Origin of the sequence: Actinacidiphila epipremni (assembly GCF_012034175.1) — a bacterium.
GTDB lineage: Bacteria > Actinomycetota > Actinomycetes > Streptomycetales > Streptomycetaceae > Actinacidiphila > Actinacidiphila epipremni.
Genome location: NZ_JAATEJ010000001.1, coordinates 549,693 through 563,540 on the forward strand (window position 1 = coordinate 549,693; position 13,848 = coordinate 563,540).

At 71.7% G+C, this 13,848-nt stretch carries 11 protein-coding genes; 9 read left to right on the top strand and 2 right to left on the bottom strand.

All coding sequences use genetic code 11. The features are described from left to right. Window positions 1–82 precede the first annotated feature (82 nt). Entirely contained in the window at window positions 83–2,830 is a 2,748-nt protein-coding gene (aceE, locus tag HCN08_RS02245) for a pyruvate dehydrogenase (acetyl-transferring), homodimeric type (RefSeq protein ID WP_167981077.1), read from the bottom strand. A 402-nt stretch (window positions 2,831–3,232) separates the two neighbouring features. Between aceE and HCN08_RS02250 the strand changes: the two genes are divergently transcribed. From HCN08_RS02250 to HCN08_RS02275, 6 genes are all read left to right on the top strand, one after another. Next, window positions 3,233–3,673 (top strand): DUF3052 domain-containing protein, encoded by a 441-nt coding sequence (locus HCN08_RS02250; protein ID WP_167981078.1) that lies wholly within the window; start codon window positions 3,233–3,235, stop codon window positions 3,671–3,673. A gap of 188 nt (window positions 3,674–3,861) precedes the next feature. Further along, window positions 3,862–4,335 (top strand): peroxiredoxin, encoded by a 474-nt coding sequence (locus HCN08_RS02255; RefSeq protein WP_167981079.1) that lies wholly within the window; start codon window positions 3,862–3,864, stop codon window positions 4,333–4,335. 89 nt (window positions 4,336–4,424) lie between these two features. Further along, window positions 4,425–5,000 (top strand): TerD family protein, encoded by a 576-nt coding sequence (locus tag HCN08_RS02260; protein WP_167981080.1) that lies wholly within the window; start codon window positions 4,425–4,427, stop codon window positions 4,998–5,000. 45 nt (window positions 5,001–5,045) lie between these two features. Further along, complete coding sequence (locus tag HCN08_RS02265; RefSeq protein ID WP_167981081.1) at window positions 5,046–5,621, top strand: TerD family protein; 576 nt, start codon at window positions 5,046–5,048, stop codon at window positions 5,619–5,621. A 60-nt stretch (window positions 5,622–5,681) separates the two neighbouring features. Continuing rightward, entirely contained in the window at window positions 5,682–6,872 is a 1,191-nt protein-coding gene (locus HCN08_RS02270; RefSeq protein ID WP_167981082.1) for a DUF475 domain-containing protein, read from the top strand. Between the two features lie 157 nt (window positions 6,873–7,029). Then, on the top strand, window positions 7,030–7,764 hold the full coding sequence (locus HCN08_RS02275; protein WP_167981083.1) for a TerD family protein: 735 nt from the start codon (window positions 7,030–7,032) through the stop codon (window positions 7,762–7,764). 78 nt (window positions 7,765–7,842) lie between these two features. Here HCN08_RS02275 and HCN08_RS02280 read toward each other — a convergent pair whose 3' ends face one another. Further along, window positions 7,843–8,775 carry a TerD family protein gene (locus HCN08_RS02280; protein WP_167981084.1) on the bottom strand — a complete coding sequence of 311 codons (933 nt, stop codon included), beginning with the start codon at window positions 8,773–8,775 and terminating at the stop codon, window positions 7,843–7,845. A gap of 370 nt (window positions 8,776–9,145) precedes the next feature. Here HCN08_RS02280 and HCN08_RS02285 point away from each other — a divergent pair, with 370 nt between their 5' ends. The 3 genes from HCN08_RS02285 to HCN08_RS02295 are packed head-to-tail and all read left to right on the top strand — an operon-like array spanning window position 9,146 to window position 13,842. After that, the gene (locus HCN08_RS02285; RefSeq protein ID WP_167981085.1) at window positions 9,146–10,321 is read left to right on the top strand and encodes an HpcH/HpaI aldolase/citrate lyase family protein; all 1,176 of its coding nucleotides are present in this window, start codon (window positions 9,146–9,148) and stop codon (window positions 10,319–10,321) included. 21 nt (window positions 10,322–10,342) lie between these two features. Beyond that, complete coding sequence (locus HCN08_RS02290; protein ID WP_167981086.1) at window positions 10,343–13,030, top strand: phosphoribosyltransferase; 2,688 nt, start codon at window positions 10,343–10,345, stop codon at window positions 13,028–13,030. After that, window positions 13,027–13,842, top strand: coding sequence for an HAD family hydrolase (locus HCN08_RS02295; protein WP_167981087.1), 816 nt, complete (start codon window positions 13,027–13,029; stop codon window positions 13,840–13,842). The genes HCN08_RS02290 and HCN08_RS02295 overlap by 4 nt, the downstream gene beginning before the upstream one ends. Window positions 13,843–13,848 lie beyond the last annotated feature (6 nt).

Genomic DNA, 13,848 nt, shown 5'->3' on the forward strand with positions numbered 1-13,848 from the left:
GCCGCGCCCCGCGCGCCCCCGGGAACGCCGGAGCCCCGGCGGTGGGGGCCGGCCGGGGCTTCGGGCTTTGTAGGGAGAGGGCTTACGCGTCGCCGCCCGCCGTGCCGGGGGCCGCGGCGGAGGCGTCGAGGAGCTGGTAGCGGTCGATCGCCTGCTTCAGGATCGAGCGGTCGACCTTGCCGTCGCGGGCGAGTTCGGTGAGGACCGCCAGGACGATGGACTCCGCGTCGATGTGGAAGAAGCGGCGCGCGGCGCCCCGCGTGTCGGCGAAGCCGAAGCCGTCCGCGCCGAGCGAGGTGTAGCGGCCCGGCACCCAGCGGGCGATCTGGTCGGGCACCGACCGCATCCAGTCGGAGACGGCCACGAACGGCCCCTCCGCCCCGCTGAGCTTGCGCGTCACGTACGGCACGCGCTGCTCCTCCTCCGGGTGCAGCAGATTGTGCTCCTCGACGGCCACGGCCTCGCGCCGCAGCTCGTTCCAGGACGTCGCCGACCACACGTCGGCCCGGACGTTCCACTGCTCGGCCAGGATGCGCTGCGCCTCCAGCGCCCACGGCACCGCCACGCCCGACGCCATGATCTGCGCCGGGATCGCGCCGCCCTCGCCGGCCCGCAGCCGGTACACGCCCTTGACGATGCCCTCCGCGTCGACGTCCGCCGGCTCGGCCGGGTGCTGGATCGGCTCGTTGTAGACCGTCAGGTAGTAGAAGACGTCCTCGCCGGGCCGCCCGTCCGCCGTCTCGCCGTACATCCGGCGCAGGCCGTCCTGCACGATGTACGCGATCTCGTACGCGTACGCCGGGTCGTACGCCACGCACGCCGGGTTCGTGGACGCCAGCAGCTGCGAGTGGCCGTCGGCGTGCTGCAGGCCCTCACCGGTGAGCGTCGTACGGCCGGCGGTCGCGCCGAGGACGAAGCCGCGGGCGAGCTGGTCGGCCATCTGCCAGAACTGGTCGCCGGTGCGCTGGAAGCCGAACATCGAGTAGAAGACGTAGACCGGGATCAGCGGCTCGCCGTGCGTGGCGTACGCGGAACCCGCCGCAATGAGCGACGCCGTACAGCCCGCCTCGGAGATGCCGTCGTGCAGCATCTGCCCGGTCGGCGACTCCTTGTACGCCAGCAGCAGCTCGCGGTCCACCGACTCGTACTGCTGCCCCAGCGGGTTGTAGATCTTCGCGCTGGGGAAGAACGCGTCCATGCCGAAGGTGCGGTATTCGTCCGGCGCGATCAGCACGAAGCGCTTGCCGATCTCCTTGTCCCGCATCAGGTCCTTCAGGATCCGCACGAACGCCATCGTCGTGGCGATCGACTGGACCCCGGAGCCCTTCTTCGCCGCCGCGTACACCTTGTCGGCCGGCTGCGGCAGCGGCTTGGCGCGCACCACCCGGGTCGGTACATAGCCACCGCACGCCTTGCGGTGGTCGTGCATGTACTGGATCTCCTCGGAGTCCCGGCCGGGGTGGTAGTACGGCGGGTAGCCCTCGTCGAGCTGCTTGTCGGTGATCGGCAGGTGCAGCCGGTCCCGGAAGCGCTTGAGGTCGTCGACGGTGAGCTTCTTCATCTGGTGGGTCGCGTTGCGGCCCTCGAAGTTCGGCCCGAGCGTCCAGCCCTTGATCGTCTGGGCGAGGATGACCGTCGGCTGGCCCTTGTGCTCCATGGCCGCGGTGTAGGCGGCGAAGATCTTGCGGTGGTCGTGCCCGCCGCGCCCCAGGTGCAGGATCTGCTCGTCGGTGAGGTTCTCCACCATCTTGCGCAGCCGCTGGTCGTCACCGAAGAAGTGCTCGCGGATGTACGCGCCGGACTCGGTCGCGTACGTCTGGAACTGGCCGTCCGGCGTGGTGTTCATCTTGTTGACCAGCAGGCCGTCGCGGTCCTGCGCCAGCAGCGGGTCCCACGAGCGGTCCCACACCAGCTTGATCACGTTCCAGCCGGCGCCGCGGAACTGCGACTCCAGCTCCTGGATGATCTTGCCGTTGCCGCGCACCGGGCCGTCGAGCCGCTGGAGGTTGCAGTTGACGACGAAGGTCAGGTTGTCCAGGCCCTCGCGGGCGGCGATGGACAGCTGGCCCAGCGACTCCGGCTCGTCCATCTCGCCGTCGCCGAGGAAGGCCCACACGTGCGAGCCCGAGGTGTCGGCGATGCCGCGCGCGTGCATGTAGCGGTTCATCCGGGCCTGGTAGATCGCGCCGAGCGGGCCCAGGCCCATCGACACGGTCGGGAACTCCCAGAAGTCCGGCATCAGCCGCGGGTGCGGGTAGCTGGACAGGCCGTCGGGCGCCTTGGACTTCTCCTGGCGGAACCCGTCGAGCTGCGCCTCGGAGAGCCGGTCGAGCAGGAAGGCGCGGGCGTAGATACCGGGGGAGGCGTGGCCCTGGAAGAAGATCTGGTCGCCGCCCAGGCCGTCGTCCTTCCCCCGGAAGAAGTGGTTGAAGCCCACGTCGTAGAGGGAGGCCGAGGAGGCGAAGGTCGCGATGTGGCCGCCGACGCCGATCCCGGGGCGCTGGGCGCGCGAGACCATGACCGCGGCGTTCCACCGGGTCGCGTTCAGGATCCGCCGCTCGATCTCCTCGTTGCCGGGGAAGAACGGCTCGTCCTTGGTCGCGATGGTGTTGACGTAGTCGGTGCTGCGCATCTCCGGCACCGCGACCCGCTTCTCGCGGGCGCGCTCGATGAGCCGCAGCATCAGGTAGCGGGCCCGCTCACGACCGCGCTCGTCGATCGCCGCGTCCAGCGAGTCCAGCCACTCCGCCGTCTCCTCGGGATCGAAATCCGGGACCTGGCTCGGAAGGCCGCCAATGATGATCGGGTTGCGATCGGATGCGGAAGCCACGCTTTTCCTTTGCTTCTCGGTGTGCTGCTCGATGTGCTGCTGTCGGACGGGGTCGCGCCGCCCTCCATCGTGGACCGCGCCGCGCGAAACGTCATCTCTACCCAGTGGTAACCGCGGGGTAGCCGGGGCTGCGACAATGGGCCGGGTCCCACCCGCGGCCAAACCTGAACTCTACGCCCCCACTCGGACGTACGACCGACTGGTGGCGCCAATCGTGCGCAACACCGGCAAACCGTCGTGAGCTGCGTCACCATAGGGGGTACGGGTTGCGGCGACACGGTCGAATCGTCACCGTTTCGGCGGTCTCGTACGCCGGGTACTTGCGCGATCCGCCGCGCCCGTGTGGACTACCGCCAATAAGTCCGCGTGCGCGCGGGCTCACCAGATGACAGGAGGCAAAGCGTGAGCGCGACCGCGGACCACGCGGAGGAGCGGACCAACCCGGCGAGCCGGCTTGGTTTCGAGCCCGGACAGGTGGTCCAGGAGCTCGGGTACGACGAGGACTGCGACCAGGAGCTTCGCGAGGGCATCGAGGAGCTCACGGGCGAGGAGCTCGCCGATGAGGAGTACGACGACGTGCCCGACGCCGTCCTGCTGTGGTTCCGCGAGGACGACGGCGACCTCACCGACGCGCTGGTCGACGCGACCTCGACGGTGGACCCCGGCGCCCCGATCTGGCTCATGACCCCCAAGACGGGTCGTGACGGCCACGTCGAGCCCAGCGAGATCGGCGAGGCGGCGCAGACCGCCGGGCTGGCCCAGACGAGCAGCGTCAACGCCGCGGCCGACTGGACCGGCAGCCGCCTCGTGACCCCCAAGGCAGCCAAGGCCGGCAAGCGCTGATCCCTGCCGGGCAACCCCGCGGTGCGGCTTCCCGCCGCGGGGGACTTTGTCATGTGCCCAGCTGCTTCCGGCGCGGCTCAGCCCTCCGGGCTGCCCCGTTCCGCCGTCGCGGGATCTTCCGCCGTGGGTGGCTTGTCGCGCAGTTCCCCGCGCCCCTGTCTGTCACCCGGCGCGGCAGAGGAGGACCCATGAGCTCAGAGCCCAGCGCACCCGACTTCGAGCTGCCCGACCAGCATGGTCGGCGGGTGGGCCTCAAGGGCTTCCGCGGCGTGAAGAACGTCGTGCTCGTGTTCTATCCGTTCGCGTTCACCAGTGTGTGCAGCGGCGAGCTGCGGGCCCTCCAGGAAGGGCTCGGCGCGCTCCAGGGCGACGACACCGTGCTGCTGGCCGTCTCGTGCGACTCCATGCACTCCCAGCGGGTCTTCTCCGACCAGGAGGGCTTCGACTTCCCCCTGCTCTCGGACTTCTGGCCGCACGGCAACGCCGCGCGGGCGTACGGCGTCTTCGACGACGACAAGGGCTGTGCGTTGCGCGGCACGTTCGTGATCGACCGCGAGGGGGCGATCCGCTGGTCCGTGGTGAACGGGCTGCCGGACGCGCGGGACCTTCACGACTACGTAAAGGCGCTGGAAGCAGTGCGGTCGACGGGAACGGGTCACTAAGCTCGGCTCGTTGACCGGGCGCGCGGCCCGGTGGCGCGCGAGCGCGCCGTATACACGTGTACACGTAACGAAACCGATGGGGAGGACTCGTGGGAGTCAGCCTGAGCAAGGGTGGCAACGTCTCGCTGACGAAGGAGGCGCCCAATCTGCAGGCGGTCGTCGTCGGTCTCGGCTGGGACGCGCGGACGACCACCGGTGCGGACTTTGACCTCGACGCGAGCGCGCTGCTCACCGACGAGGCGGGCAAGGTGCTGTCCGACCAGCACTTCGTGTTCTTCAACAACCTGCGCAGCCCCGACGGCTCGGTCGAGCACACCGGTGACAACCTCACCGGTGAGGGCGAGGGCGACGACGAGGTGATCAACGTCAACCTGGTCGGCGTGCCGGCCGATGTCGCCAAGATCGTCTTCCCGGTGTCGATCTACGACGCCGAGTCCCGCCAGCAGAGCTTCGGCCAGGTGCGCAACGCCTACATCCGGGTGCTCAACGCCGCCGACCAGCGCGAGCTGGCCCGCTACGACCTCACCGAGGACGCCTCGACCGAGACCGCGATGGTCTTCGGCGAGCTGTACCGGCACGGCGGCGAGTGGAAGTTCCGGGCCATCGGCCAGGGCTACGCCTCGGGCCTGCGCGGTATCGCGCAGGACTTCGGCGTCAACGTCTGACCCGGCAGCAGCGGCAGAGCACCGACCTAGGGGGAAAGGGACACCATGGGCGTCACACTGGCCAAGGGGGGCAACGTCTCGCTCTCCAAGGCCGCACCGAATCTCACCAGGGTGCAGATCGGCCTCGGCTGGAGGGCCCGCTCGACCACCGGCGCGGACTTTGACCTGGACGCCAGCGCCCTGCTGTGCGGCAACGGCCGGGTGCTGGGGGACGAGTTCTTCGTCTTCTACAACAACCTCAAGAGCCCGGAGGGCTCCGTCGAGCACACCGGGGACGACCTGACCGGCGGCAGCGGCGGTGACGACGAGACGATCCTGGTCGACCTGACGCTGGTGCCGGAGCGGGCCGACAAGATCGTCTTCCCGGTGTCGATCTATGACGCGGACGCCCGCGCGCAGACCTTCGGCCAGGTCAGCGACGCGTACATCCGGGTGATCAACCAGTCCGACGGAGCGGAGCTGGCCCGTTACGACCTGACCGAGGACGCCTCGACGGAGACCGCGATGATCTTCGGCGAGCTCTACCGCTACGGCGGCGAGTGGAAGTTCCGGGCAGTGGGTCAGGGGTACGCCTCCGGTCTGCGGGGCATCGCCCTAGACTTCGGGGTCAACGTTTCGTAAAGCCGCGTACCGCGCGGGGGACTTCGTGATCACAGGTCACAGGGATTGGGTGGGAAGCACGTGCTCCTCAGAACTTTCGGCTGGTCGTTCGGCATCACTGCCGCCGGCCTGGCCCTGGCCGGCGTCCTCTGGGGGTGGCACGGACTCGCGATCGTCGCGATCCTGTCGGTCCTGGAGATCTCGCTCTCCTTCGACAACGCCGTCATCAACGCGGGCATCCTGCGGAAGCTGAACGCCTTCTGGCAGAAGATGTTCCTGACCGTCGGCGTGCTCATCGCGGTCTTCGGCATGCGGCTGATCTTCCCGATCATCATCGTGGCGATCACCGCGAAGCTGAGCCCGTGGGAGGCGGTCAATGTCGCGATCAACGACCACGACCGCTACGAGGCGCTGGTCACCGGGGCCCACCCGGCCATCGCCGCCTTCGGCGGCATGTTCCTGCTGATGATCTTCCTGGACTTCATCTTCGAGGAGCGCGAGATCACCTGGCTGGGCTGGCTGGAGCGGCCCCTGGCCAAGCTCGGCAAGCTGGACATGCTCTCGGTGGTCATCGCGCTGGTCGTGCTGGTCATCGCGGGCACCACGGTGGCCACCGGGGTCCCGGTGCACGGCGGGCACGGCGAGATCGACAAGGCCGAGACGGTGCTGCTCGCCGGTGTCGGCGGCCTGATCACGTATCTCGTCGTCGGCGGCATCTCCGGCTTCTTCGAGGACCGCCTGGAGGACGACGAGGACGAGGACGGCGACGAGGAAGCCGGCGAGGACGGCGAGGGCTCCGGAGCGGCCGAGGGCGCCGCGGCGGCGGGCAGCAACGGCCCGACCGCCGGGCAGGTGGCCGGGCTCGCGGGCAAGGCCGCGTTCTTCATGTTCCTCTACCTGGAGGTCATCGACGCGTCGTTCTCCTTCGACGGCGTCGTCGGCGCCTTCGCGATCAGCAACGACATCTTCGAGATCGCGCTCGGCCTCGGCATCGGAGCGATGTACATCAGGTCGCTGACCGTCTTCCTGGTCCGCAAGGGCACCCTGGACGACTACGTGTACCTGGAGCACGGCGCCCACTACGCGATCGGCGCGCTGGCGTTCATCCTGCTGGCGACGATCAAGTACGACATCAGCGAGGTCGTCACCGGCCTGGTCGGCGTCGTCCTGATCGGTGCGTCGTACTGGTCCTCGGTGGTGCGCAACCGCCGGCTCGAAGGGGACTCCTCGCAGTCGGACGACGACAAGAGGGAAGTCACGACCGGCGTGTGACCCACTCCGCACGCCGAGTGCCGCTGCCCCCGCCGCCCGGCGGGGGCAGCGGCGTGTGCGCGTGTGCGGGGGGCCGCCGGCGGGCAGATAACGGCTGGTACGGCGCTGAGGCGGAGGTGCTCCGGCCTTACGGACTCGACGAGGGGTGGCGGCGGCGATGGCGTCGTGGCGGGACTTCTTCCGGCCGAGTGGGGCGGGCCAGTTCGACATGGCCAACGCGCACTCGGTCGAGCTCACCAAACGGCACCCGGTGGTGTCGCTGACCAAGCAGGGCGCGGCGGTCGGCAATATGCGGGTCAACCTGTCCTGGTCGATGCGCTCCTCCGACACCGGCAGCTGGGCCAGCGACGACCGCGGCTTCCTGCGCCGCCAGCTGGACGTCTTCAAGCCGCGCATCGTGCAGGCGGCCGGCCCCGCCATGGTCAACGTCGACCTGGACCTGGCGTGCCTGTACGAACTGGCCGACGGCAGCAAGGGCGTCGTGCAGCCGCTCGGCAATTTCCTGGGCGACCTGGACGCGCCGCCGTACATCCAGATGAGCGGCGACGACCGGTTCGGCGGCACGTCCGGCGAGACGCTGTACATCAACTTCGACAAGCGCGACGAGTTCAAGCGGCTGCTGGTCTTCGTCTACATCTACGACGGCACGCCCGCCTTCGACCGCACCCACGCGAAGGTGGAGATCTTCCCCGGCTCGGGCCCGCGCATCGAGATCCCGCTCACCGAGCGGGAGCCGCAGGCGCGCTCGTGCGCGGTGGTGCTGATCGAGAACGAGAAGGGCGAGCTGATCGTCCGCCGCGAGGTGAAGTACGTCTACGGCTTCCAGGCGGAGATCGACCGGCTCTACGGGTGGGGCCTGCAATGGGGCAGGGGCTACAAGTCCAAGGTCTGATTCTTCTGCCGCCCTCGCACCGCTGCGCGGGCTTCGGGCGGCTGCGCCGGACTCCGTCCGGCGGGAACTGCCGGCCCTTCAGCGGTGGTGGGGCTGCTGGAACTGCGGGCCCTGCGGGGGGAGGGCGAAGGCGGGGCCGCCGCTGTTGCCCGCGGCGGAGGCCGCCACCGGCTGCGGGTAGCCGTACGCCGGGTAGCCGGTCTGCGGCTGCTGGTGCACCGCCGGCGCGGTCGGCGGCGCCGCGGGGGGCGGCGGTACGGGCGGGGCGGCGGCGACGGGCTGCGGGTAGCCGTACGCGGGCTGGGCGGGCACATGGCCGGGCGCGGGGGCCGGCAGCGGGTAGCCGTACGCGCTGGGGCCGGCGTCGGGGCCGGCGTGCGGCATGGTCGGCTGGGCGGACGACTGCGCGGAGGGCTGCGCGGGGGAGGGGTGCGGCGCCGGGGTGCCCTGGGAGGCGCTGTCGGCGTCCTCGTCGTCCACGGTGATGCCGAACTCCGTCGCGAGCCCGACGAGGCCGGTCGCGTACCCCTGCCCGACCGCCCGGAATTTCCAGCCGCCGTCCTTGCGGTAGAGCTCGCCGCAGTTCAGCGCGGTCTCCGCGCCGGTGTCGGGGCGTACGTCGAAGCTCACCAGGGGCGCGGCGGCCGGCGAGGCGGTGTCGTAGAGCAGCACGCACAGGTCCCTGACCAGCCGGAACGGCCCACCGTCGCAGGACGCGGCGACGACCACCCGCTCGACGGCCGGCTCCAGCGCCGCCAGGTCCACCTCGACGGTGTCGGTCAGGCCCTCGGCGACCCGGGATTTGGGCAGGTGGCGGGCCACGCCCGAGGGGTGCCGCGGCTCGTTGTAGAAGACGAAGTCGGCGTCCGAGCGCACCCGGCCGTCCCGGCCGAGCAGCAGCAGGCAGGCGTCCACGTCCGGTGTGCCGGTGCCGGGGGACCAGCGCAGCACCGCGCGGATGCCCGGGGCGTCCAGGGCGACGTTCGAGCCCTTCACCATCACGTGCGTCATGCCCGTCATCCTGCCCTTCCCGCGGGCCGCCCCACAACGCCGGGCCCCGGCGGCGGTGCGTACCGGCTCCGTCACACGGTGCGGCGCCGGGCGGCCCGGCGGCGCTTCCGGAATGCCCCACTCCGCCGTACGGTGTCCCGCACACCCGACGTCACCGCGCCGACCTGCGGTGGTTACGTGTTTTTCACGTGCGGTGGGAACGTCTGATGCATGCTCGCCCGTACGATAATCGGCCAGATGTCCTCAAGGACCCTATCTCGCCGCCCGTGACCCGGACCGCGAACCGGGCCTCGTCACGGACCGCGAACCGGACCTCGTCCGCGAGCGTCTTTTCCAGCACTTTGCAGCCCGTACCGTGAAAGGGGGCGCCATGCGACACTTCGGTCAGCTCGAACCGCAGACCAGGCAGGAGCTGTTCCACATCGAGCCGCGGGAGTTCACCGCGGATTCGTCCGCCGGCACACTCGCCGCGGCACTCGGCGCCACCCTCTACAGCCCCGCGACCCGGCCCACCCTCGCCGAGGACGTGCTCAAGCAGGCCGCCCGCGGGGTCGTCTCCATGGTGCTGTGCCTGGAGGACTCCATCGACGACCGCGACGTCGAGGCCGGCGAGGCCAACATCGTCCGGCACTTCCGCGACCTCGCCGACCGGCCCGGCGCCGCCGAGCGGCTGCCGCTGCTGTTCATCCGGGTCCGCACCCCCTGGCAGATCACCGACCTGACCGCGCGGCTCGGCGACTGCGTGGCGCTGCTGTCCGGCTTCGTGCTGCCCAAGTTCACCGAGGAGTCCGGCGTCCCCTTCCTGGAGGCGCTCGCCGAGGCCGAGGCCGCGTGCGGGCGGCGGCTGTTCGCCATGCCCGTGCTGGAGTCGCCCGAGCTGATGCACCTGGAGAGCCGGGTCGAGACGCTCAACGGCATCTCCCGCACCGTCGACAAGTACCGCGAGCGGGTGCTCGCGCTGCGGCTGGGCGTCACCGACTTCTGCTCCTCCTACGGCATCCGCCGCGGGCCCGCCATGACCGCCTACGACGTGCAGATCGTCGCCTCGGTCATCGCCGACGTCGTCAACGTCCTCGGCCGGGCCGACGGCAGCGGCTTCACCGTCACCGGGCCGGTCTGGGAGTACTTCCGGCACCAGGAGCGGATCTTCAAGCCGCAGCTGCGCCGCAGCCCCTTCGCCGCCGGCGAGTCCGAGGACCTGCGCGAGCAGCTGCTGGAGCGCGACATGGACGGCCTGCTGCGGGAGATCGAGCTCGACCGCGCCAACGGGCTCCAGGGCAAGACCTGCATCCACCCCACGCACGTCCCCGTCGTGCACGCGCTGAGCGTCGTCACGCACGAGGAGTACACCGACGCCGCCGACATCCTGCACGTGGACCGCAGCGGCGGCGGGGTGCTGCGCTCGGCGTACACGAACAAGATGAACGAGGTCAAGCCGCACCGGGCGTGGGCCGAGCGCACGATCCTGCGGGCCGAGGCGTTCGGGGTCGCGCGGGACGGGATCAGCTTCGTCGAGCTGCTTGCGGCCTGCCTGCCGGCCGGCTGACCAGGCATGCTTGTAGCAGACATGAAATCCACCGAAGAAGAGCCCGTACGCGACGCCGACCCGGGCCCGGCCCCGGTTCCTGCCGGCGGCCCTGCCGTGCCCTGGACGGGGCAGTGGGTCGCCGACCGGCTGGGCATAGCCCTGCACGGCGAAGGACTGCCCGAGCTGCTGGGCCTGGCCCTGCGGCGCAACCCCAAGCGCGCCCACCTGCTGGTGTCCAACGTGCTCGGCAAGCATGTGCCGCAGCGCCCCGGCACGGTCTACGGGCACGCCTACGACCTGGGCCTGCGGGTGCGCGCCCTGCTGGGCGAGCAGGACGCCGCCCGGGCCGTCGTCGTCGGCTACGCCGAGACCGCGACCGGCCTCGGGCACGCCGTCGCGGACGGCGTCGGCCGCGTGCCGTACCTGCACTCCACCCGGCGCGAGGTGCCGGGCCTGGCCTCCGGCGGCGCCTTCCAGGAGGAGCACAGCCACGCCACCGGCCACCTGCTGCTGCCCGCCGAGCCCGGGCTGCTCGCCGGCGACGGGCCGCTGGTGCTGGTGGACGACGAGTTCTCCACCGGGCAGACGGTGCTCAACACCATCCGCGACCTGCACGCCCGGCACCCGCGCGGCCGTTACGTCGTCGTCGCCCTCACCGACATGCGCTCACCCGCCGACCACGCCCGCCTCACCGCTTTCGCGGCGGAACTGGGCGCCCGGGTGGACGTCCTGTCACTGGCCGCGGGGACGGTGACGCTCCCGGAGGGCGTGCTGGCGAGCGCCCAGGCGCTGGTGGCGGCGTGGGGGGAGGGCGGCCCTGCCGGGGCTTCCGCGGGTGGGGCTGCGTCCGCGGGCATCTGCGGCGCCGCGGCTGCCGTGGCACCCGGGGCGCCGGTTGCCGTGCCGGGCGGGTCGCCGGCCGGCGGTGCTCGGGGCGGCGCCTCCGTCGCCGGTGTGCGGCGGGTCGCGCTCGGGTGGCCGGGTGGGGTGCCGGACGGCGGGCGGCACGGGTTCCTGCCCCGGCACCGGGAGGCGCTGGAGGCGGCGCTGCCCGGGATGGGGCGGCGGATCGCCGCCGCGCTGCCGGCGGGCACCCGGCGGGTGCTCGTCCTGGGCACCGAGGAGCTGATGTACGCCCCGCTGCGGCTCGCGCAGGCGCTGGAGGCGTACGAGCCCGGCGGAGCGCCCGCAGGCCCGCACGGGGGCGTCCAGGCGTTTTTCTCGACCACCACCCGCTCGCCCGTCCTCGCGGTCGACGACCCCGGGTACGCGATACGCAGCCGGCTCGTCTTCCCGGCGCACGACGACCCCGCGGACGGCGGCTCCACGGAGCGTTACGCCTACAACGTCGCCGGCGGCGGCTTCGACGCCGTCGTCTGCGTCACGGACTCCGCGGGGGACACCCCCGCGCTGCACGCGCCCGGCGGGCTGCTCGCCCGGCTCGCCCCGCACACCGGCGCGGTGCTGCTGGCCGTCGTGCCCACGTACCTCCCCGCTCTCCCCGGCGGCGCACCCGCCGCCCCCGCCCCCGCGCCCCACCGCACGACCCTTCGACCGAACGGAAACCCTGGCCTGATGACCGCGACCCCCGCCGAGCCGCTGCGCGGACCCGCCTTCGGATCGTACGCACCGGACGAGGTGGGCTGGCTGCTCAAGGACCTGTCCGACGTCGCGCTCGAAGCGCCCACCGAAGAGCGCGAGGAGGCCATACAGAGCGGCGGCGCGCACTACGCCGAGTCGCTGCCCGTCGAATACCAGCCCAGCGCCGAATACCAGGAGCTCTTCAAGGCCGCGCTGGCGACCTCCGCCGAGCGCATCGCCCGCGCGGTCGGCGCCGTCACCGAGCTGGTGCTCGCCGAGCGCGGGCCCGGCGCGGTGCTGGTGTCGCTGGCCCGGGCCGGCACGCCCGTCGGGGTGCTGATGCGCCGCTGGGCCCGGCACACCCGCGGCCTGGACCTGCCGCACTACGCCGTCTCCATCGTCCGGGGCCGCGGCATCGACGCGACCGCGCTGAGCTGGCTGGCCGCCCACCACCGGGCCGCCGACTGCGTGTTCGTCGACGGCTGGACAGGCAAGGGCGCGATCACCCGCGAACTCGCCGACGCCGTCGCCGACTTCCCCGGCTTCGACCCGGGGATCGCCGTACTCGCCGACCCCGGCGGCTGCGTGTCCACCTACGGCACCCGCGACGACTTCCTGATCCCCTCCGCGTGCCTGAACTCCACCGTCTCCGGGCTGGTCTCCCGAACGGTGCTGCGGGCGGACCTCATCGGGCCCGGCGAATTCCACGGGGCGAAGTTCTACCGGGAGTTGGCGGGCTCCGACGTCTCCGGCCACTTCCTGGACACCGTCACCGCCGCCTTCGACGCCGTCCGCGAAGGTGTCGCCGAAGACGTCAAGTCCCTGCGCTCGCAGGACCGTTCACCGACGTGGGACGGCTGGCGGGCGGTCGAGCGGATCAGCGAGGAGTACGGCATCGGCGACGTCAACCTCGTCAAGCCCGGCGTCGGCGAGACGACCCGGGTGCTGCTGCGCCGCGTCCCGTGGAAGATCCTCGCCAAGCGCGGCGCGGGCGCCGACCTTGACCACGTCCGGCTGCTGGCCGCGCAGCGCGGGGTGCCCGTCGAGGAGACCGGCGACCTGCCGTACTCGTGCGTCGGCCTGATCCACCCGCGCTACACGCGCGGTGCGACCGGCACCGACGGCAAGGCGGTGGGCGCCAAGTGAACCGCCCCGCCGACCGTACCGTCGTCGCCAGCGACCTGGACCGCACCCTCGTCTACTCCTCCGCCGCGCTGGCCCTGTCCATGCCCGACGAGGAGGCGCCGCGGCTGCTGTGCGTCGAGGTCCACGAGAGCCGGCCGCTGTCGTACATGACCGAGACCGCGGGCCGGCTGCTGGCCGAACTCGCCGACACCGCGCGCTTCGTGCCCGCCACCACCCGCACCCGCAAGCAGTACCGGCGGATCAACCTGCCGTGCCCGCAGCCCAGTTACGCCATCTGCGCCAACGGCGGCCATCTGCTGGTCAACGGCCGCACCGACCACGACTGGAACGCCGAGATGCGCCGCCGGCTCGCCGACGGCTCCGCGCCGCTCGCCGAGATCCGCGCGCACCTGGCCCTCACCGCCGACCCGGAGTGGCTGCGCAAGGAGCGCATCGCCGAGGAGCTGTTCGCCTACCTGGTCGTGGACCGGGAGCGGCTGCCCGTCGGGTGGGTCAAGGAACTCGCCGGGTGGGCCGAGCCGTTGGGCTGGACGGTCTCGCTCCAGGGCCGCAAGGTCTACGCGGTGCCCAAGCCGCTGTCCAAGAGCGCCGCCCTGGCCGAGGTCGCCCGCCGCACCGGCGCGCAGCGCATCCTCGCCGCGGGGGATTCGCTGCTGGACATCGACCTGCTCAACGCGGCGGACTCGGGCTGGACCCCGGGGCACGGCGAGTTGGCCGACACCGGCTGGACGGCCCCGCACGTCACGGCACTCACGACGCCGGGCGTCGCGGCGGGCGAGCGCATACTGCGGGAGTTCCTGGCGCACGTGTGAGGGCCT